Below are 20730 nucleotides of genomic sequence, written 5' to 3'. Positions count from 1 at the left end.
TTTTTTTTGCTTGCTTCTGACAAGTGATTAAATTATCTACGAAATCTTTGTATTCTAAATAAAAATCTAAAAATGCAGTAGGGATATTTGTATAAGCCGTGTTGTGATGTCTTAATAAGTAATTTCCAGTGTGATAAAATTCAAACAGTAAAAGTACGGGGCGGCGAAGAGTAAATTGTAATTGGCAGTTAGGGGCATCTAAATCAAAGTCGAAGGATTCTTTAAAAAAATTTCGAGCTTCATTAGAGTTCACCTTCTGAATATTTCTCTTAACACAGAAAGTTTCAAAAGTATGACCAATCCATAAAAAATGATCCAGTGTATTGTCGGAATATCCATCGCCTTTCATTTTTTTGATAAGTTGATTCATAGTAGGAACAATCTGATCGGTATCCATGTAAAAACCTCCTTTTCTTTTATTTGGATACAAATCAACTGTACCACCATCTTTCATTATGTGAAGAAAAAAAGTGAATAGACATTGACAAATCAACGTCTGTTCACTCAACTTTACATAACTATTTACTTTTCATAACATCTCTTATGTAAAGCTTTGCATAAGAAATGCAGGTGCAGCCCCACGAGTTTTTTGAAGAACGTGCCTTATTCTATTTAGCAAAAGCCTATATGTCCCCCTATGGCGATGAAGCGGCGAAATATTATATTGAGAACAACAACTTTTCTGGATTATGTCCCACCTACGGCATTAATATAGTAGATTTTCACTTATTTGATCCAAACGAAGAAGCACTTCAAAGCTTCAGTCTTCGCAATGACAAGAACGCTCGTCTCTATTTAGGAAGAAAACAGCAACCCCTACTGTCCCTTTGCTTTTTTAGTCTAAAGAACAAAAATGTTGAACCGAACAGTCCCTTGGCTCATTTGCAATATTTTTTCAAAACAGGCGAAGTGACTGAGAATGCGCCAGAATATATCAAAATAGCAAAGAAGCGAATTGATTTTTACCAACTCGATGAGGAGGAAAAGAAAATGATTATGCGAATTGATAAAGCCAAAGCAATAAAGAAAGCCGAAATAGATTATGCACACAAGGAAGGGATGGATAAGGGCCTGGAAAAAGGAAGGACAATTGGAGAAAATGAAAAGGCGCTGGAAATCGCAGTAAATTGCTTAAAAAAAGGCATGAAGCCAGAAGAAGTTGCTGAATTAACTGGATTGAGTATTGAACAGATCAACGAGCTAAAAAAGGAACAAGGCTAATGAGTAGTAGTTGTTAGTGACACGTTTGGCTATTTATAAAAGTTACTAATAGCAGAATGAAATTTTAATTTCCTTGTATATCGGTGTAGATGGAAGCCCTTATACTTTTCTTTACCCTTAAGCATAAATATGGTGAAGTCCTGTGGTATCCGCTATGATGAATATACAGTAAGATTATTCCTTAGGGGAGTAACCAACAACAGAAGTTGTAATAATGCCAACAGTAAGTTAGTCGCAAGGCTTTCTGGTATTATTTTAAATGGTGAGACCTAAGACAAGTTCGCTTGTCTTAGGTCTCATTTTTTTTATAAGGAGATTACTGAAAAAAATTAAGGGAGCATCGTGATTGGCACAAGAAATTTATCAAAAAAAATTAAGTGATGTATTAACTGAAAATCAAACCTCTGAACAAGGCTTAACCACCTCAGAAGCGCAGCAGCGATTATCAGAGAATGGTCCGAATCAGCTGAAGGAGGCACCGCGAAAATCTAGCTTCAAGCTATTCCTGGAAACCTTTAAGGATGCGATGGTTATTGTATTGGTCATCGTGGCTGCGGTGCAGATGATCATGGGTGCTTATGTTGAGTCAATCGTAATTTTTGCAGTATTACTCCTGAATTCGGTGGTTAGTGTGGTTCAAACCAAGAAGGCAGAAGGCTCACTGGCAGCCTTGAAGAATCTATCAGCACCGGATGCCAATGTGGTTCGTGATGGTGCGGAGCAGTCGATCTTAGCTAAAGACCTAGTTGTGGGGGATATTGTCCTGTTGGAGGCTGGAGATTATGTCCCAGCGGATGGCCGTTTACTGGAAGAAGGGTCATTGAAAATAGATGAGGGCATGCTTACGGGGGAATCAACACCGGCAGAAAAAGAAGTCCAGCTGATTGATGCCGCTGTTCCAATTGGCGACCGCTTGAACATGGTCTACAGTGGAACAATTGTGACGTATGGTCGTGGAAGATTTGTAGTAACGGCAACTGGTAACAACACGGCGATTGGTGAAGTGGCTGGCTTGCTGGAAACCACGGTTGAACAGAAAACACCATTGCAGCGCGGCTTGGATCGCTTCAGCAAGAAGCTGAGTTTGGCGATTTTAGGCTTGTCCCTGATTATCTTAGGTGTACAGGTAGCTCGAATTTTTATGGGAGATGGTTCAGGAGATTTAACAGCTGATCTGGTGAACGCCTTTATGTTTGCCATTGCGGTGGCTGTGGCGGCGATTCCGGAAGCTTTGCAGTCAATTGTAACGATTGTTTTATCCTTAGGAACCAAGAAAATGGCTCGCGAGCATGCGATTATTCGTAAGCTGCCGGCCGTTGAAACGTTAGGTTCGACTAGTGTCATCTGTACTGATAAAACAGGTACATTGACCCAAAACCGTATGACAGTGGTGGATTACTTTTTACCAAATGGTCAAAGCGGGGAGTTCTCAAAGACACCCGACAGCTGGACCAAGGATGAACGGCGCTTAGTTGAGATCAGTGTCTTAGCTAATGATGCGGCGATTGCTGAAGATGGAGCCAAGCTTGGTGACCCGACTGAGGTTGCCTTGATTGATTTTAGTAATAAGCAAGAACAACCTTATAAAAAAATTCGCCAAAAATACCCAAGGCTTAATGAGCTGCCATTTGACTCGGATCGAAAATTAATGTCTACCCAGCACGAGATTGATGGTGAGAAATTGCTGTTAACCAAGGGTGGACCAGATATCGTGATTAACCGCAGCAGCCACATTTTGCTGGATGGTGAAGTAGTTCCTATGACAGAGGAGCATAAGCAGCGTATTCAGCAGCAAAACGAGGCTTTCTCAGAGCGGGCGTTGCGAGTTTTGGCCTTTGCCTACAAATCATTGGCTGATCGGGATTTAGAATTTGAAGATGAAGAAGCGCTGGTTTTCGTTGGATTGCTGGCGATGATTGATCCTCCCCGTGAGGAAGTATTCCAGGCTGTTAGTGATGCTAGAAATGCCGGCATGAAAACCGTGATGATCACTGGTGACCACAAAACAACCGCTGTAGCGATTGCTAAAGAAATCGGCATATTCGCTGAGGGGGATCAGGCGTTAACGGGAACTGAACTGGATCAATTAAGTGAGTTAGAATTAAAGGAACGCTTGGAAAAAATTACGGTTTACGCGCGGGTTTCGCCGGAAAATAAAATCCGAATTATCCGTGCATGGCAAAGCAAAGGCAAGATTTCGGCTATGACGGGTGACGGTGTGAATGATGCCCCCGCCCTAAAGCAAGCCGATATTGGGATTGCGATGGGTACCGGGACGGATGTAGCGAAGGATGCTGCGGCAATGGTCTTAACCGATGACAACTTTGCTTCAATTATTAGTGCGGTAAAGGTTGGCCGTAACGTTTATGACAACATCAAGAAGGCGATTGCCTACTTGTTTGCTGGTAACTTAGGAGCGATTATTGCGATTGTATTTGCCTTAGTTATGGGCTGGAACAATCCGTTTACCGCCCTGCAGCTGTTGTTCATCAACCTAGTGAATGATTCGCTGCCAGCGATTGCTTTAGGAACAGAGAAACCGGAGCCGACCATTATGCAGCGGGCACCGCGCGATCCTGATCAAGGGATTTTCACTGGGAAGACCTTAAGCTCAGTAACGTATCGTGGGATTCTGATTGCAGCGGCTGTAATTTTTGCCCAGTGGCTAGGCATGCAGGAGTCAGCAGGTATTGGTGTTGCTATGGCCTTCTCTACCTTGATTTGGAGTCGGACCTTGCAGACCTTGCCAGCACGCTCCAACACCCAGACTTCATGGCAAGCTGGTTTCTTAGAAAACAAACTGGTTTGGTTAGCGATTGTCGTGTGTGGTGCGTTGTATAGCATTACGCTGATTCCTGGTGTACGTGAAGTCTTTGCTATTCCAGACAGCTTTACGTTAAGTCATGTTGGCTTGAGTATGGTGTTAGCTTTGTCAGCAGTACTTTTAATGGAAATCACTAAGCTGATTCTGTTAAGGGTGCAAAAAGATCCAGCCAGGGTTGGCAAGACTGCCGATGTTGAAGGGTAAGTGAATCTAGTAAAAATAGAAACAACGCAAATAGGAATCAGGGCTCTCCCGATTCCTATTTGTCTATCGTTTGAGCTCCCCACAGTGATGGGGATTTTTTGCGTGGATTACTGTTCCTGTGAAGGCAACGTCTGCATCAGCGCGTAAAAATGCTCCGACTTGCCAGTGCTGAAATAGTCATACCAAGCTTCTAAGGTATCTGGTTGAAAAACATCCAACTGCTGAATAATTTGTTTCGCCCACAACAAGCTGCCAGTAGAGCTTGCGGTAATTAGGTTGTCGTCTGCTGTAGAGGGTTGATCTACATAGAATTCTTGTCCCTTATAATTAGGAACAAACATTTCAAGAAAACCTGGGCCATTACTGGTGTGGGGACGATTGTCCAACAATCCAGCATTAGCAAGAGCAACTGTAGCCCCGCAGATGGCACCGACTGCAGCACCTAAAGAGAGCAGTACGCTGGCTTTTTCGATAATCGCCCCATGTTTTGGCTCACTCCACGTATCTGCTCCCGGCAGCAGCAGTACGCTGTCTTCCCCCACAATAATGTCATCGATTAAGCAATCCGGCACGATTGTCATACCGCCCATTGATTTGATTGGTTCTTTAGAGCCGCCCACTGTTTTGACAGATACAGATTGTGCATCTTTTTTGAAAAAACGGCCAGAATTCAGCTCGGCAGTCACCTGCCCCAATTCCCAGTCAGCGAAAGTATCAAGAATATAAACATAAATGGTAGTCATAATGTTCCTCCGTTTTCTTATTTATACCCTTAGTATACGTGGCAATTGTTGACACCTGTATGGCAACAATTCTACAATGGGAAAAAGAAATTGCGGAGGGCGGTCCTTAAATGAAGGTTGATCGGCTGGTTAGTATTATTATGATTTTGCTGGATAAAGAGCGGGTAGCTGGCCAGGAGCTGGCAGAAATGTTTGAAGTGTCGCCGCGAACCATTTATCGTGACATCGATTCCATCAACCTGGCGGGGATTCCAATTCGCTCAACTCCAGGCGTTGGTGGGGGCTTTGAGATTTTGCCGAATTATAAGATGGATAAAAAAGTATTTTCCTCGACAGATCTTTCAGCCATTTTGATGGGACTTTCTAGTGTTTCAAATTTGGTGCAAGGGAACGACTTGGTAAATGCAATGGCCAAGGTAAAGAGCTTTATGCCTGCCGACCGAGCAAAAGACATTGAAGTAAAGGCTAGTCAGCTGCATATTGATATGAGTCCGTGGATCGGTAATCGCACTATTCAGCCTTATTTAGAAACGATCCAGACAGCTTTGCTGAAAAATCAGCTGCTTTCCTTTGATTATGCTGACAGCCACGGCAATAAAACCAGTCGAATCGTCGAACCTTATCAGCTAGTCTTGAAGGGGGGACATTGGTACTGGCAGGGGTATTGTCTCGAACGAAAGGATTACCGGTTGTTCAAGCTAACCCGCATGACGAACCTGCAATTGTTGGGGAAAACCTTCGTTCCACGAGAGTATCAAAAGCCTCAGCTGGAATTTAATGATGTTTTGGCCACGATGCAGGTGGAAATTACGCTGCGTGTTCATCGATCTGTGATGGATCAGGTACTTGAATATTGTGCTTACGAAAACTTTTCACCAGACGGCAAAGAGTATTATATCGCTCGTTTCCCATTTATCGAAAATGACTACAGCTACAGTATTCTGCTCAGTTTTGGGAATAAATGCGAGTGTTTAGAGCCAAAGCATATTCGAGAGGGGATGCGGCGACGAGTACAGGAGATGGGTGAGTTGTATAGGGATTAAAATGATGGGCATCTTTTTCGCAAAAATACTCATTTCGAATGGGTATTTTTTGCCTTTCAGCTTGGTTGAAAGGCCTCGCTATAAAGCTTCCCAATCAATATCATCGACAGCAGTAGATCCACTGTCATCCTTCTCGCGAGCTTTAACGGTATTCAGAGTTCCGGTTTGACTAAGGAATAAGGTTTCTTGAATAGAATTCCAATCAGCTAAACTTACTAAAACGGCATTGTTGCCAGCAGATTCATCAATAATTTCAACAAGCGTGTCGTTTTCATTTACTTCTTGCATAAGCTGTTCCAGCTTATGCTGTGCCACTTGGGCAGTTACTGTTTTTTAAGTCATCAAAGTCATCCTCTCCAGTTATCTACATAATCGTTTCTTTAGAAAAAGGATACCGTTGAAACCAAGGATTGTAAACTAAGTTTGAAATTACGTAGATGCACAAATCAGGACATAGAGCAGGCCACCTACAAGTAGTAGGTGGCCTGAAAGTCATTATTCTCTATTGATGCTCCTCCTAAGGGATCATCAACACCTTCAATTCCTCGCCATTCATCGCTAGCTGGAAGGCTTCCTCCCATTGATCCAACGGCAAGGTCTTAGTCACAATTGGTGTAAGATCGACTTGTTTCTCCTGAAGCCAAGCCAGCGACTGCTTCCAGGAGGTTGGCTTCTGGGTACGAGAGCCGATATACTCAAGCTCTTTATGAATCAACAGACTCATATTGATTTCGTTCATATCTTTGGCAAATAGCCCTTCCTGAATTAAGCGACCCTTTTTCTTCAGAATTTTCATTGCCTGTAAAACAGCAATCGGACTGCCAGAGCATTCAAAGACTTGATCCACCCCATGATTATCGGTGTGTTGATTGATGTAGTCTTCCAGATCTTGCTGCTGACTATCAATAATGTGCTGAACGCCTATTTGTGAAGCCAAGCTGAGACGTTTTTGATCCTTAGTAATACCAATGAGAAAGACCTCGGCATCTAAAGAAACCAACACAGCAGCTAGTAGCATCCCAATCGGTCCAGGGCCAAACACAGCAATCTTTTCGCCGGGAACAATAGTAGATTTCTCCATCACCGCATGGATGCAGCAGGCCAAAGGTTCCATCATTGCAGCCACCTTGGTATCAATCTCCGGCGGTACTAAGTGGCAGCGAGCAGCTTTCACAATGACGTATTCGGCAAAGCTGCCGTCTACTTGAGTCCCGATGCCTTTTCGTTGGCTGCAAAGGTTGTATTCTTCGTTTAAACAGTACTCACATTTTTCACAAACTTCAAAGGTTGTTTCACTTACGACCCGATCTCCCTGTACTATTCCTGTTACACCTTCTCCGATTTCCACTACTTCTCCAACAAACTCGTGTCCTAAAGTCAAAGGGATTTGTTTGTTATATTCTCCTTTTAAAGCATGGATGTCTGATCCGCAGATACCCGTGGCGAGCACCCGAATTTTCAGCTCCCCTTTAGTAGGGGATAGTTCATTTAAATCAATGATTTCCATGTTTCCATAGCCTGATTTTGTTTTTCTCAATGCTTTCATATAAATAACATCCTTAATTTATTGTAGAGGGATATGTGTTATTCTATAGAAAGAATCATTCAATGCCTTCAGCCTAACATGGCTGGCTTTTTTTGACAATCATTGTTCTAGTACAATTTTTTTGGACGCGCAGTAAAAAGGATTGGTCTTGTGAATTATCTGGGGGAAAATATAATGGGAAGTGTAGAGGTGATAGGTGTGAATCGAAGAATCAATAAAATTTTATTGGATATTTTGCATGAGAAGAAGCAAACGTTGCACAGTTACGCGAGTTTATTCAAAGTTTCCGAGCAAACGATTCGTAATGATATCAAGGAAATCAATTTTCAATTGGAGAAGGACAACGATGCTCGCATCATATTCGATGAGGTGGGACATCTGCAGATTTCAAAGGAGGTTGATCTAAACGAACTGCTGAAAACGTATGGTTCATTTCAGGATTATCATTTATCTCAAGATGAACGACGAACGATTTTAGCGTTGCTGCTGGTTACCAGCAAAGATTATGTAACTACGTATTATCTATCAGAATACGTGTTGGTCAGCCGCAATACACTGGTTAGCGATATTGAAGAGCTGAAGCTGTGGTTTGAACGCAATAACCTTACCCTATACTCGGCAGTCGGCAAAGGCTACAAGGTGAAGGGTGACGAGCAAAGAATTCGAACTGCTATGACCAAGCTAATTATCTTTAATGGATTGTTTGACAATGATTATGATTATGCCTTTAGCAGTGAAAGCAATATTTTTCAAAATCTGCTGCTGGATATCATTGATAAGCAGACCCGTTACCGTGAAGTCGGGCAATTGTTGTTGGAGGTGGAAAAGCAAGAGGGCGTGGAGCTATCGGACTTTTCTTATCAGGAAGTGGTTTGTTACCTGTTGATTATGTTGGAGCGGTTGCAGCTAGGCTTTCGGATTGAGGATTCAAGCGAGCTGCATCGATTAAGGGAAAGCTCAAAATATGGCTTTGCCAAGGCAATTAGCAAGAAGTTAAGTGAGCATTATGCAATGTCTATTAATGAAGGAGAGACAGATTATTTAGTCTCGATTCTTCGCAGCAAGAGCTACATTAAGAACAACAGTCGCAAAATTGACTCGATCGAAATGCAAATTTTGATCAATGAGTTTATTTTCAACTTAACTAAGGAGCTGGGCATTAAGTATTACTTGAACAGCGATTTGTTCGAACTGTTGGAAAATCACCTTAAACTACTGATTTACCGTATTAAATTAAACAGCAGTGTGAAAAATGCTTTATACGATGAAGTTTATCACTCCTACACCGACATTTTTCCGCTAGTGAAAAAGCACCTGCAAAAGATTGAAGAGTATTTAGGCAAAGAAGTAACCGACGATGAATTGTCTTTCATTGTCATGTATGTCATGGCGATTCTGGAAAATACGATCAACTCTACGTTTCAAGGACCGATTCGGATTCGCTTGGTTTGCAACTCAGGCAGTGGAACGGCCCAGTTAATCAAGGTTAAGCTGTTAGCGGCTTTTCCTCACTTAGAAATTGTCTCTGTGGATTCTTCTCACACGCTGCAGAAGATTCAGCCGGAAAATCAAGATCTGATTGTTTCCACGGTACCTTTGCAATTTAAAAAATCACCCGTGGTTTTGGTTCACCCGATTTTGACGGAGGAAGATATTGTAGCGATTCAAAAGGCAATTTATCAAATTAAGCCGCAGCAATTTATTGATCAGAATTATTTGATTACTAAGGAAGAAAAATTGATCCAAAGCTTTTTACCGGTAATTGAGAAGTATGTAGATGAAGAAAACCAGGAAAATTTCCTGCGGGATTTGGAACAATTTTATCGCTTGAATGAGCAGATGACATCAGATCCTCAAGAGGTAGTTCGACTGTCCTCAATCTTGCGTTTGGATCATATCGTGCTGGATCAAACAGCGGCCGATTGGCAGGATGCGGTACGTCAGGCAGGCGAAATTTTACAAAAGGATCACTACATTACCTCAGAATATATCGACGGTATGATCGATATCATCGAGGAAAATGATCCATACATTGTTATCTCGCCAGGTGTGGCGATTCCTCATGCGGAGGCCTCTCAGGGAGCCCGAAGAATTGGCGCTAGCTTCCTGCGTGTAAAAGAAGCGGTTTGTTTTAACCACAAGCAAAATGATCCAGTGAAATATGTAATCGCTTTTAGTTTGCCAGAAGGAAAATCAATTGGCACTTGTTTATATTATTTTACCGAAATACTGGCAACTGAAAACTTTTTAGAACGAATGGATCGTTGCCAAACGCCAGAAGAAATCATGCTTGAACTAAAAAAAATGGAAGACAAAGTGATGGGATTCTCTTATGAAAAAAATATTATGTGATGAAAAGCAAAAGTACTTATATTGTAAATTTGATGAAACTGACAAAGAAATGCTGCTGAAGAAAATGAGTGATGTCTTGTATGAGCATGGCTTCGTAAAGGACAGCTACCAGGCAGCTGTGATTGAGCGGGAGAAGAATTTCCCGACTGGTCTGCCTACTGCTGGCATTAGCGTCGCAATCCCTCATACTGATTCAGATCATGTAGAGAAGGAAGGCTTTTTGGTGGGGGTGCTAGAGCATCCGGTGACCTTCGAAATCATGGCCAGCAATCAAGAATACGTTGATGTTGAGCTCGTTTTCATGTTGGCAATCAAGGAGCCTCAGCAACAGCTAGTCATGCTGCAGCGATTGATCGCATTATGTCAGGATGAACATAATTTGCACTTGTTAAAACAAGGAAAACAAATGGATGAAGTAGAGCAATTGTTAGAGACGATAAATTAGGGAAATAGGGAAATAGATAAATAGGGAAAAAGAGAAAAAGAGAAAAAGACGAAAAGTTAAAATGAACGAGGGTGCCAGTCCAACTTTTTGCAGCAGACAAAGTTCGAAGTACACATTTCAGGTTTTAGCAAAGTAATGATACGAAGAGTTTAGTTGGATGGTACACGGCATGAAAATAAGACTATTTTTTGGAACAAAAAATAATTCATTAATAGGAATAAGGGTGCCAGTCCAACTTTTGGCAGTTAAAAAAGTCCGAAGCATAACTCACAAGTGTACCCGATTCATCAAAACAACCAGTTTAGTTGGATGGTATACGCTGTGAGAGTCAAACTATTTTTGGAACAAAAATATTACATTATTAAGAACGAGGAGATGAATGAAATGCTAGATATTATCAAAAACGGGGTTAACTATATTTTGGATTTAGGGGCAGCGGCCATGCTGCCGATTATCTTAACAATTTTTGGAGTTGTGCTCGGTCAAAAGCTGAGTCGGTCGTTTCGGGCAGGTTTAACCGTTGGTATTGGGTTTACTGGGTTGAATCTAGTTATTGGTTTGCTGTCTGATTCAGTTGGTCAGGCGTCAACCGCGATGATTGAACGCTTGGGCTTGAATTTAGATATTTTGGATGTTGGTTGGCCCATCGGAGCGGCGATCACCTTTGCAACACCGATTGCAGTATTACTCATTCCGACAATTTTTATCTTTAACATGGTGTTGCTGCGTTTTAATCAAACGAAAACAATGGACGTAGATATTTGGAATTATTGGCATTTGATTTTCCCAGGAGCAATGATTTATTACGCAACAGACTCAATTATTATCGCTGTTGTTTGTGCATTGATTAATACGTTTGTAATCTTCAAGCTGGCTGACTGGACGGCACCTGCAGTGGAACATTTCTATGGTTTGCCTGGAATTTCGCTGCCACACGGGGAGACGGTCAACTTTGCGCCAATTACGTATGCCTTAAATCGGGTATGGGATAAGATTCCTGGTATTAACAAAATTGATATTAATGCGGATAACTTGAAGGACAAATTAGGAATTTTCGGTGAACCGATGATGATTGGTTTGATTCTAGGGGTTGGCATGGGCTTCTTAGCTGGTTACGATTCACAGGCAATTATTCAATTAGGGATTCAAATGTCAGCAGTTATGATTTTAATGCCAAGAATGGTAGCGCTTTTAATGGAAGGGCTGTCACCAATTGCGGAAGCAGCAAAGACCTTCATTCAAAAACGCTTCCCAGGAAAAGAAGTATATATCGGCTTAGATGCAGCGGTGGTTACAGCTCATCCAGCAATTATCACAGTTGCTTTGATTATGGTTCCAATCACTATCTTGTTAGCAGCGGTTTTACCATACAACCGGTTGTTGCCATTTGCTGATTTAGCGGTATTGCCATTTACGGTAATTTGGTCAATTGCGGCTTCGAAAGGTAATATTTTCCGAGGATTGTTAAATGCGATTGTATCTGTTTGTATCGTCTTCTTTATTGCGACTAACTTAGGTGCTTTAACCACAACCATGGCTCATGCAGTAGGCTTTGCCTTCCCAGAAGGAGCAACTATGATTTCCGGGATTGATATGAGCTGTCATATTACCTTGTGGATTATGCTGAAATTAATTGATCCATCCAACGTGCCTGCTTTTGCTGCTGGTGTGATTGCTTTGGTAATGTACGGAGCACTTTGGTTCTGGACAAGAAATGACATCAAAAAACAATTCAACATTGAACCAGATAAAAAGAATGTAGAAGGAGTCGAGACAAATGAATAAAAAACATGTATTAATCGCTTGCGGAACGGGAGTAGCAACATCAACGGTAGTTTGTATGCGGGTCAAAGAAGAATTAGAAAAAAACAATATCCCAGCAACAGTAGAACAATGTAAGGTGGCTGAGCTGCCTTCGAAAATTGCTAATGCTGATTTAGTTGTTACAACAACTTCCTATGAAAGCAACGATATTCCAGTTATTCGCGCCCTGTCCTTTTTGACCGGGGTAGGAATTGAAGCAGATGTACAAAAAATTGTAGAAATCTTGCAATAAGGACGTGGACGTAGTGGAAAATATGCAAGGGAAAGTCGCGGTCGTCACTGGAGCGGCAAAGGGAATCGGGCGGTCAATTGCGGAGAAATTTGCGCAAGCTGGTGCAAATACCGTTATCGTTGATTTCGATCAAGCAGCTGGCGAAGAAACTGCTGAGCAATTGAGTAAAGAGTATGCCCAAGCACTGTTTGTTAAAGCCGATGTAGCTGCAGCAGAAGATTTGCAGCAGGTAAGAGAGCAAGTCTTTGCAACGTTTGGACGTGTTGATGTGCTGGTTATTAATGCCGGAATTAGTTACCGTCACTCGGTAGAAGAAATCAGTATCGAAGAATGGCAGCGAGTGCTTCACATCAACTTAGATGGGTCCTTTTACACTATCAAAGCCTTTTATGATGACTTTCTATCTAATCAAGGCAAGATCATTTTTGTAACGTCAGGCTCGGCCATTACTGGAACCGGCGGAGGAGCACATTATGCTTCTTCCAAGGCGGGTCAGCATGGCTTGATGCGCACCATTTCAAAAGAGCTGGGACCAAAGGGTGTAAATGTGAATGCCATCGCACCACGAGTAATTCAAACCGAAATTTTGGATCATTTGTATCCAGATGAAGCTAGTCGAGCAGAGCTGCTGAAGAAGATTCCAATCTCTCGCATTGGACAGCCGGAAGATATTGCCAATCTAGCCCTGTTTTTAGCCAGCCCGGAGAGCTCATATATTCATGGGCAAATCATCTTGGCAGATGGCGGCAGAACTTATTAATGGAAAAGGAAGAATTTGCATGAAGAATATTTTAGTAGCAGCTGGAACCTCAGATAACAAGCGTAACTTTGCAGTTAATTTTATCCAAGATTATTTGACACAAAAAGGCGTGGAAGCAACCGTTACTGGTAAAAGTATTTATGAAGTAGAAGCACTGGACCCATCAATTGATGTTGTGGTAGTCATTGGACAGCCTAAATTTACGATTGATGTGCCTAAGGTAGATGGTACCCCCTTCATCACTAAATTTGGGATGGAGACCTGCTGTGATCAGTTGATTGCAGCGATCCAGTAGTTTATAGAAAGCATTCTGCAGATAAAGCCATTGAACCCACACGATAGTAGACTGTCTTTCTAGTCAGCTCTGCTGCGTGGGTTCAATGGCTTCCTGTCGTAACTTTTTCCAAAAAACGTAACATATGTCACTAGAGCTCTCTCGTTTGGAACATACTGTAAACATTTACATTGGCGTCAGAATAGCGTTGACACCAGCATCAATCCGACCTACTATTAGTGTGTAACATATGTCACGGTATATAACATATGTTCATAAATGCACAAAGTTGGCAAATGCTTTTTAACAAAAAAAGTCTTTTGGAGGGTAGGAAATGAGTTATTCAGATGATCGCAGGCTGTTGACGGAAATGGCGTCCATGTATTACGAGGAAGGAGCCAAGCAGTCAGAGGTAGCCAAACGGTTTAATATCAGCCGTTCGTTAGTTTCTAAATATTTGGCTAAGGCTCGAGCTTTGGGATTAGTAGAAATCATCATCCATGATGATATGGCTCATCCTTACCGTGTACTAGAAGAAAAAATTGCCGAGAAATTTATGCTGCAGGAAGTCATTTGTATCGCCCCTACTGGTGTAGAGATGTTGAATAAGCGCATCGGAATCACAGCTGCAAAATACCTCGCCAGGATATTGCAGCCTAATCAAAAAGTTGGCGTATCCGCCGGCACAGTGGTTCACGAGGCGGCTATGAACTTCTCGCCTAAGAGTCAAATGGAATCGGTAAAATTTGTCCCTTTAGTTGGCGGCCTTGGTCAGCAGCATATGGCCCTGCAAGCCAATGTTGTCTGTGAATTGTTTGCTAAGAAAAGTGACGGTATCGCAGTTGAGCTGCATGCACCCATTACAGTAGATTCTGCGGAAGCCAAGCAGGTGTTCATGGAGCAGTCGTTTATCAAACAGGTATTTGACGAAGCCAAGAGTGTTGATGTTGCCCTAGTGGGAATTGGCGGTTTACCAGCCTACTCCACCATGACCAAAACCTATTTGTTAGCTGATTCAGATCAGCTGCAGGTGGAGCTGTCAGATCGTAAAGTGGCAGGAGATATTTGTTACAACTTTATTGATGAAGAGGGAAATTTAGCCGCATGTACTTGGAATGATCGAGTATTGGCAATTGATCTGGAAGATTTGAAAAGAATTCCGACTCGGATCGGTGTATCTGGCGGAAAAGAAAAAGTCGGTGGGATTCGGGCAGCTTTAAAAGGCGGCCTAGTAAATGTCCTGATTACTGATGAAGAAACAGCGAAAGCGTTACTCAAGTAAACCACTTTGATTTTGCTGGAAGCAGTGAAATTAGTGATAGATGAATCAAGAAAAGGAGCGTAAATTATGTCAGAGACAAGTAAAATGTCCGTACCAAATCGTGCAGGATTGACTGACGAAGATCTCAAAAAAGTATTCAGAACTATGTGGGAAATTCGTTACTTCGATGAAAAGGTGGATCAATTGTTTGCTAAAGGGTTAATACACGGAACGACTCACTTAGCAGTTGGGCAAGAATCATCCTCAGCTGGGAGCGGAGCAGTATTACGCAAAACAGATTGGATTACTGCAACCCACCGAGGACATGGTCAAACGATTGCTAAAGGGTGCAACATTAACGAAATGATGGCAGAACTTTTCGGTCGAACTACTGGCACGAACAACGGAAAAGGCGGATCTATGCATATCGCTGATTTAGATACAGGAAACTTAGGTGCTAACGGGATTGTCGGCGGCGGCTTCCCAATTGCTACCGGAGCTGCGTTAACCGCTAAAATGAAAGGTCAGGACAACGTGGCCTTGGCTTATGCAGGTGACGGCTCTACCAATGAAGGAAGTTTCCATGAAGCAGTCAATTTAGCAGCTATCTGGGATTTACCAGTTGTTTACTTTATTGAAAACAATCAATACGGCATGAGCGGTCCATTTAAAACGATGATGCGAGTGGACAAATTGTCTGATCGTGCAAAGGCCTATGGTATTGAAGGTGTTACTATCGACGGCAACGACCTAATCGAAGTTATCAACACCACTTATGATGCAGTAGAAAAAGCACGTCGCGGAGAAGGGCCAACCTTAATCGAAGCGATGACTTATCGTTGGAAAGGGCATTCAAAATCAGATGCCAAGAAATACCGCACCAAGGAAGAAGAAGAAGATTGGCGCAAAAATCGTGATCCAATCAAGCTGGCGAAGGACAAATTTGTAGCCGCTGGATTGTTCACTGAAGAAGAAGCCGAAGCGATCCGCGTGGAATCCAAACAAGCCATCGAAGACGCAGTGAAATTCGCCGAAGAAAGCCCAATGCCAGAAATCGAAAGCATGTACGAGGATGTCTATTCAGATTAACCCTACGTTTTTTGAAAGCAAAAATAATTACCTTAGTATAAACAAGGATGCCAGTTCCACTTTTCACAGTAAGTACCCGTTCGAAAGTAATAAAGAATGATAAAGCAAATAGAGTTACGAACTATATAGTGGAATGGTACACGTATTGAGAATCAAACTAATTTTTTCAGAGAAAAAATTAATACCTAATTATCGAAATAGGGTGCCAGTTCTACTATTTGCAGTAAACAATCGAACGAGAAGAATCAAAAGCTACCAACTAAATAAGCATACGAGTCGTTTAGTGGAATGGTATACGGCGTTAAAATCAGACTCATTTTTCAGAGAAAAATGATTACCTTAGTATTAACAAGGAGGAGCAAGTTGATGAGAGAAATCACTTATTCAGAAGCAGTAAGAGAAGCAATGTCTGAAGCGATGCGAGAAAACGAAGACGTTTTCTTGATGGGCGAGGATATTGGAATATATGGCGGGGCTTTTGGAGTCAGCCGAGGAATGTATGAAGAGTTTGGAGAAGAACGAGTTCGTTCAACACCGATTGCTGAGTCTGTTATTGCTGGAGCTTCTGTGGGGGCAGCGATGACCGGAATGCGGCCAATTTTTGAAATTCAGTTCTCAGATTTTATTACGATTGCCTTAGATCAAATTGTGAACCAAGCAGCGAAGATTCGCTACATGTACGGTGGAAAAGCGAAGATTCCTTTGGTTATGCGTACACCCGGCGGATCAGGAACTGGAGCGGCAGCACAGCATTCCCAAAGCTTAGAGAATTGGACGGCGCATATTCCAGGCTTGAAAGTTATCCAACCAGCAACTGCTTACGATGCAAAAGGACTGTTGCATGCAGCGATCGAAGACGATAATCCTGTCATGTTTTACGAGCATAAACTATGCTACCGAACTTCTTGTGATGTACCAGAAGGCAAATACACGATTCCGATCGGGGTAGCCGATGTGAAACGTGAAGGAGCCGACATCTCAGTGGTAGCGACTGGAATTATGGTACACAAAGCGTTAGAAGCAGCGGACATTTTAGCTGAAGAAGGCATTGATATTGAAGTAGTTGACCCAAGAACATTAGTACCATTAGATAAAGAAACCATTGTTGCCTCTGTTATGAAAACTGGAAAAGCCGTTGTAGTGACTGAAGCGGTAAAACGCAGCGGATTTAGTGCTGAATTAGCCAGCGTGATTGCTGAGGGCGAATCCTTTGATTTCTTGGATGCACCAATTGTTCGTTTGGCTGGGAAAGAAATTCCAATGCCATACCATCCTGAACTAGAGAAGAAAGCCGTACCGCAGGTGGAAGATATTGTTGAAGCTTGCCGCGGATTAATGTAGGAAGGGAGAAAAACGATGGCACATGAAGTACTAATGCCCAAATTAAGCTCGACGATGGACGTGGGAACCATCACCACTTGGCTGAAGGACGAAGGTGATTCGGTTGAAGTGGGAGAAGCGATTTTCGAAGTTATGACTGACAAGATTGCGATTGAAGTAGAAGCCTATGACGAAGGGATTCTATTGAAGAAATATATTGGCGATGATGAAAGTGCGCCGGTAAACTCCGTGATTGCCTACATTGGTGAAGCTGGCGAGGAAGTACCAGACGAAATGCCAGGCAGCACAGAAGAAGCAGCGCCTGCCGAAGAAAAAGCAGCAGAGCCAGAAAAGGCAGAGGAAAAGACAGTTGCCGCAGCACCAGTTGCTGCTAAGAATATTCGTGCAACTCCGGCTGCTCGTCGAATTGCCCGAGAAAAAGGCATTGACTTGCAAAAGGTAGAGGGCTCTGGTCCTAAAGGTCGCATTCAGGCCCAAGATGTTGCCAATTATCAAGAAAAACCTGCGGCACCAGCAGCGACTGCTGAAGCAAGTAGTGGCGAACTGATTCCATGGAGCGGTATGCGTAAAGTAATTGCTGACCGCATGCTTAACAGCAAGACTACGATTCCCCATGTCACGATGAATGCAGAAGTAGATATGACGAAGCTGAAGGAATTACGAGGACAGCTGTTGCCAATGGTGGAAGAACAAACCGGCAATCGGATTTCCTTCTTAGAAATTATTATCAAAGCAGCAATGGTTGCCTTGAAGTCTTACCCAGAGTTCAATGCTCATGGTTTGGAAGAAGGCATTCAGCGTTTTGACGAAGTAAACATGGGTGTAGCAGTAGCTGTTTCTGAAGGCTTAGTTGTTCCAGTTGTGAAAAATGCCAGCCGAATGGGCTTAAGCGAATTGACAAAATCAGTTAAGGAAGTTACGCAAAAAGCACGGGATGGTCAATTGTCACCACAGGAAATGAGTGGCGGTACCTTTACAGTCAGCTCATTAGGCCGCAGTAAAGTCCAAACCTTCAATCCAATTATCAATGCACCGGAAGTAGCAATATTAGGTGTTGGCGGCATGTACGACAAGCTGGCTTTGGATGCAACTGGTGAAGTGAAGACGATTTCCGCTTTGAATCTTTCTCTATCCTTTGATCATCGGGTTGCTGACGGTGCACCAGCCGCAGCCTTCTTAAGTCTGATTGTTGAGATGCTGGAAAATCCGATGAGTCTATTGTTATAGGAATGAAGACAACATTACGTGAATACGAGGAGTAAGCTATGACGAAAAAAACAGATACGGTGGTAATCGGAGCTGGTCCTGGCGGCTATGTCGCTGCGATTCGCGCCGCACAAATGGGACAGAAGGTAACTGTTGTCGAAGCGGAGCATGTCGGCGGAGTGTGTTTGAATGTCGGATGTATTCCATCTAAAGCCTTGATCACAGCAGGGCACCGTTACCAAGAAGCACAGCATTCTGACTTTTTAGGCTTGAAGACCAAGGAAGTGACCTTGGATTTTGAGAAAACCCAAAAATGGAAAAATGAAAAAGTAGTCAAAACCTTGACCTCTGGTGTGGCAATGCTGTTGAAGAAAAACGGCGTAGAAACGATTGATGGCCGTGGACGCTTTGTCGGCAAAAACACTCTGGAGATTGAAACTAAAAAAGGCAAAGAAAAACTAGAGTTCAAACATGCAATTATCGCTACAGGCAGTCGTCCAATCGAAATTCCTGGCTTTACATTTGGCGGTCGAGTGCTAGATTCGACTGGCGGTTTAAATTTGAAGGAAATTCCTAAACGTTTTGCGATTATCGGCGGCGGCATTGTTGGTTCGGAACTAGGCGGTGCTTATGCCAACCTTGGTTCAGAAGTCACTATCATTGAAGGTACCCCAAGTATTTTGCCGAACTTTGAAGCTGATATCCAGCAAATGGTCACTAAGAAGTTTAAACAAAACGGCATCCAGGTTCATACTGGGGCCAAAGCGAAAAAAGCGATTGAAAAAGGCAACAGTGTCGTCGTTGAATTTGAGGTCAAAGGCAAAACCGAAACTGTTGAAGTCGATTATGTAATGGTGACTGTAGGCCGCAGACCGAATACTGATGATCTTGGTCTAGATAAAGCGGGGGTTCAAGTCACTGAGCGAAACTTAGTTAAGGTGGATGAACAATATCGCACTACCCAAAAGAACATTTTTGCCATTGGTGATATTGTTCCTGGATTAGCCTTAGCCCATAAAGCCAGCTATGAAGCGAAGATTGCCGCAGAAGTTATCGGCGGCAAGAACGTAGCCAAGGATTATCGAGCAATTCCGTCCATCTGCTTTACTGATCCGGAAATTGCGACGGTAGGCTATACCTTGGCTGAAGCCAAAGAACAGGGGATCAAAGCTAAATCAGTTAATTTCCCGATGCAAGCCAATGGACGAGCACTGTCCTTGAATGCAACGGAAGGCTTTGTCCGGTTAGTCTTTGAAAAAGATACCGAGCTAGTTCTAGGTGCACAAATTGTTGGGGTAAATGCCAGCGACTTGATTGCCGAAGTTACTTTGGCAATTGAATCCTTCCTAACCTTGGAAGACATTGCTTTGACGATTCATGGACACCCAACCTTATCGGAAATGGTAATGGATGCCACCGAAGTTGGTTTGGGTTTGCCGATTCATATGTAGATGACAAAAGAGCGTGGACACTTGTTCATGCTCTTTTTGCCTGCTTGCACTGCGATTAAGCTTTTGGAATAATGGGGGAAAAGGAGAAAATTCATGAAGATACGGGAGGATTACACTTGTCCCTTAGAGATTACTCATGATCTGATTAGAGGAAAATGGAAACCAATTATTTTGTGGCAGCTAAGCAAGAAGGCTTGTTCACTTTCGGAATTAAAACACGAGATTCAAGGGATCAGTGAAAAAATGCTGCTGGAGCAGTTAGCGCAGCTGCAAAACTATCAGTTTATTGGAAAGCAGAGCGCGGATGGCTATCCTTTGAAAGTATCATACTTTTTGAAAGAGCGAGGGCAGAAAATGTTTGCCGCCTTAACGATTATGCAGGAAGTAGGGACAGAATTATTAGAAGAGATACCCACAAAAAAGTAAGTAATGTACAGCCGGAAATTCTCGTGCTATCCTCAAAATAAAAACGGAGGAAACGAGATGCGACCAAGGATAGAAGAGCTGATACAGGAACAAGAGATTTGTTTTCTCGGTTCGGTTACAGCTGTGGGTTACCCGATGATTCGAGCAATGCTGAGGCCAATTAAAATAGAAGGAAACAGTTTTTATCTGCACACGAATACGTCTTCCAGCAAGGTGCAGCAATTAATTAAAAACCCAAAGAGTTGTTTATACGTGTGCAATCCAACGACTTTTGAAGGGGTCACGCTTTTAGGAGAAATGGAAGTCTTGTTGGCGGAGGCAGAGAAGCAGCCTTTTTGGAAAGAAGAGTATCGAATCTACTATTCTCAGGGAGAAGGACTGTCTGATTTTACCGTCTTGAAATTTAAGGCGGCCAGCGGAGAACATTATCAGAATTTTGCTGTTGGAACCTTCGATTATTAGATGAATTCGCGGAAGTACTTCTGTAT

At 42.7% G+C, this 20730-nt stretch carries 19 protein-coding genes and 1 pseudogene; 16 read left to right on the top strand and 4 right to left on the bottom strand.

Annotation, left to right across the window (positions count from 1 at the left end; translation table 11 throughout):
• Window positions 1-397: pseudogene (locus I588_RS19835) on the bottom strand (tyrosine-type recombinase/integrase); the annotation flags it as partial.
• Between the two features lie 167 nt (window positions 398-564).
• Between I588_RS19835 and I588_RS19830 the strand changes: the two are divergent.
• Together I588_RS19830 and I588_RS19825 are read left to right on the top strand one after the other, a co-directional pair.
• On the top strand, window positions 565-1221 hold the full coding sequence (locus I588_RS19830; protein ID WP_010758651.1) for an Rpn family recombination-promoting nuclease/putative transposase: 657 nt from the start codon (window positions 565-567) through the stop codon (window positions 1219-1221).
• Between the two features lie 346 nt (window positions 1222-1567).
• Complete coding sequence (locus I588_RS19825; RefSeq protein WP_010758650.1) at window positions 1568-4249, top strand: cation-translocating P-type ATPase; 2682 nt, start codon at window positions 1568-1570, stop codon at window positions 4247-4249.
• A 107-nt stretch (window positions 4250-4356) separates the two neighbouring features.
• Here the strand turns inward: I588_RS19825 and I588_RS19820 are convergent, their stop codons facing one another.
• Window positions 4357-4992: a type 1 glutamine amidotransferase family protein gene (locus I588_RS19820; protein ID WP_010758649.1), complete on the bottom strand. Its 636-nt coding sequence runs from the start codon at window positions 4990-4992 to the stop codon at window positions 4357-4359.
• Window positions 4993-5102: 110 nt separating this feature from the next.
• Here I588_RS19820 and I588_RS19815 point away from each other — a divergent pair, with 110 nt between their 5' ends.
• Window positions 5103-6035: a helix-turn-helix transcriptional regulator gene (locus I588_RS19815; RefSeq protein ID WP_010758648.1), complete on the top strand. Its 933-nt coding sequence runs from the start codon at window positions 5103-5105 to the stop codon at window positions 6033-6035.
• A 78-nt stretch (window positions 6036-6113) separates the two neighbouring features.
• Here I588_RS19815 and I588_RS19810 read toward each other — a convergent pair whose 3' ends face one another.
• A complete protein-coding gene (locus I588_RS19810) occupies window positions 6114-6350 on the bottom strand; it encodes a type II toxin-antitoxin system prevent-host-death family antitoxin (RefSeq protein WP_034694039.1) in 237 nt (78 codons plus the stop codon).
• 202 nt (window positions 6351-6552) lie between these two features.
• Window positions 6553-7581 carry a zinc-binding dehydrogenase gene (locus I588_RS19805; protein ID WP_010758646.1) on the bottom strand — a complete coding sequence of 343 codons (1029 nt, stop codon included), beginning with the start codon at window positions 7579-7581 and terminating at the stop codon, window positions 6553-6555.
• Between the two features lie 174 nt (window positions 7582-7755).
• Here I588_RS19805 and I588_RS19800 point away from each other — a divergent pair, with 174 nt between their 5' ends.
• The 13 genes from I588_RS19800 (at window position 7756) to I588_RS19740 (ending at window position 20704) form a co-directional block, all read left to right on the top strand.
• Window positions 7756-9933, top strand: coding sequence for a BglG family transcription antiterminator (locus tag I588_RS19800; protein ID WP_010758645.1), 2178 nt, complete (start codon window positions 7756-7758; stop codon window positions 9931-9933).
• Window positions 9914-10378, top strand: a complete 465-nt coding sequence (locus I588_RS19795) for a PTS sugar transporter subunit IIA (RefSeq protein ID WP_010758644.1) — start codon at window positions 9914-9916, stop codon at window positions 10376-10378. The genes I588_RS19800 and I588_RS19795 overlap by 20 nt, the downstream gene beginning before the upstream one ends.
• 384 nt (window positions 10379-10762) lie before the next feature.
• Window positions 10763-12163 carry a PTS galactitol transporter subunit IIC gene (locus I588_RS19790; RefSeq protein ID WP_010758643.1) on the top strand — a complete coding sequence of 467 codons (1401 nt, stop codon included), beginning with the start codon at window positions 10763-10765 and terminating at the stop codon, window positions 12161-12163.
• A complete protein-coding gene (locus I588_RS19785) occupies window positions 12156-12434 on the top strand; it encodes a PTS sugar transporter subunit IIB (protein WP_010758642.1) in 279 nt (92 codons plus the stop codon). The genes I588_RS19790 and I588_RS19785 overlap by 8 nt, the downstream gene beginning before the upstream one ends.
• Window positions 12435-12456: 22 nt before the next feature.
• Entirely contained in the window at window positions 12457-13194 is a 738-nt protein-coding gene (locus I588_RS19780) for an SDR family NAD(P)-dependent oxidoreductase (protein WP_034694187.1), read from the top strand.
• A 19-nt stretch (window positions 13195-13213) separates the two neighbouring features.
• Entirely contained in the window at window positions 13214-13489 is a 276-nt protein-coding gene (locus I588_RS19775) for a PTS sugar transporter subunit IIB (protein ID WP_010758640.1), read from the top strand.
• A gap of 313 nt (window positions 13490-13802) precedes the next feature.
• Window positions 13803-14750: a sugar-binding transcriptional regulator gene (locus tag I588_RS19770; protein WP_010758639.1), complete on the top strand. Its 948-nt coding sequence runs from the start codon at window positions 13803-13805 to the stop codon at window positions 14748-14750.
• Between the two features lie 66 nt (window positions 14751-14816).
• Window positions 14817-15818: a thiamine pyrophosphate-dependent dehydrogenase E1 component subunit alpha gene (locus I588_RS19765; RefSeq protein WP_010758638.1), complete on the top strand. Its 1002-nt coding sequence runs from the start codon at window positions 14817-14819 to the stop codon at window positions 15816-15818.
• Between the two features lie 366 nt (window positions 15819-16184).
• A complete protein-coding gene (locus I588_RS19760) occupies window positions 16185-17159 on the top strand; it encodes an alpha-ketoacid dehydrogenase subunit beta (protein ID WP_010758637.1) in 975 nt (324 codons plus the stop codon).
• A gap of 15 nt (window positions 17160-17174) precedes the next feature.
• Window positions 17175-18386, top strand: coding sequence for a dihydrolipoamide acetyltransferase family protein (locus I588_RS19755; RefSeq protein WP_010758636.1), 1212 nt, complete (start codon window positions 17175-17177; stop codon window positions 18384-18386).
• A gap of 38 nt (window positions 18387-18424) precedes the next feature.
• Window positions 18425-19816 carry a dihydrolipoyl dehydrogenase gene (gene lpdA / locus I588_RS19750; RefSeq protein WP_010758635.1) on the top strand — a complete coding sequence of 464 codons (1392 nt, stop codon included), beginning with the start codon at window positions 18425-18427 and terminating at the stop codon, window positions 19814-19816.
• Window positions 19817-19909: 93 nt separating this feature from the next.
• Window positions 19910-20242 carry a winged helix-turn-helix transcriptional regulator gene (locus tag I588_RS19745; RefSeq protein ID WP_010758634.1) on the top strand — a complete coding sequence of 111 codons (333 nt, stop codon included), beginning with the start codon at window positions 19910-19912 and terminating at the stop codon, window positions 20240-20242.
• A 57-nt stretch (window positions 20243-20299) separates the two neighbouring features.
• The gene (locus I588_RS19740) at window positions 20300-20704 is read left to right on the top strand and encodes a pyridoxamine 5'-phosphate oxidase family protein (protein WP_010758633.1); all 405 of its coding nucleotides are present in this window, start codon (window positions 20300-20302) and stop codon (window positions 20702-20704) included.
• Window positions 20705-20730 lie beyond the last annotated feature (26 nt).

Origin of the sequence: Enterococcus pallens ATCC BAA-351 (assembly GCF_000407485.1) — a bacterium.
Taxonomy (GTDB): Bacteria; Bacillota; Bacilli; order Lactobacillales; family Enterococcaceae; genus Enterococcus_A; species Enterococcus_A pallens.
The sequence above is the reverse complement of the archived record's forward strand: the minus strand, read 5'-3'. Positions and strand labels throughout refer to the sequence as shown.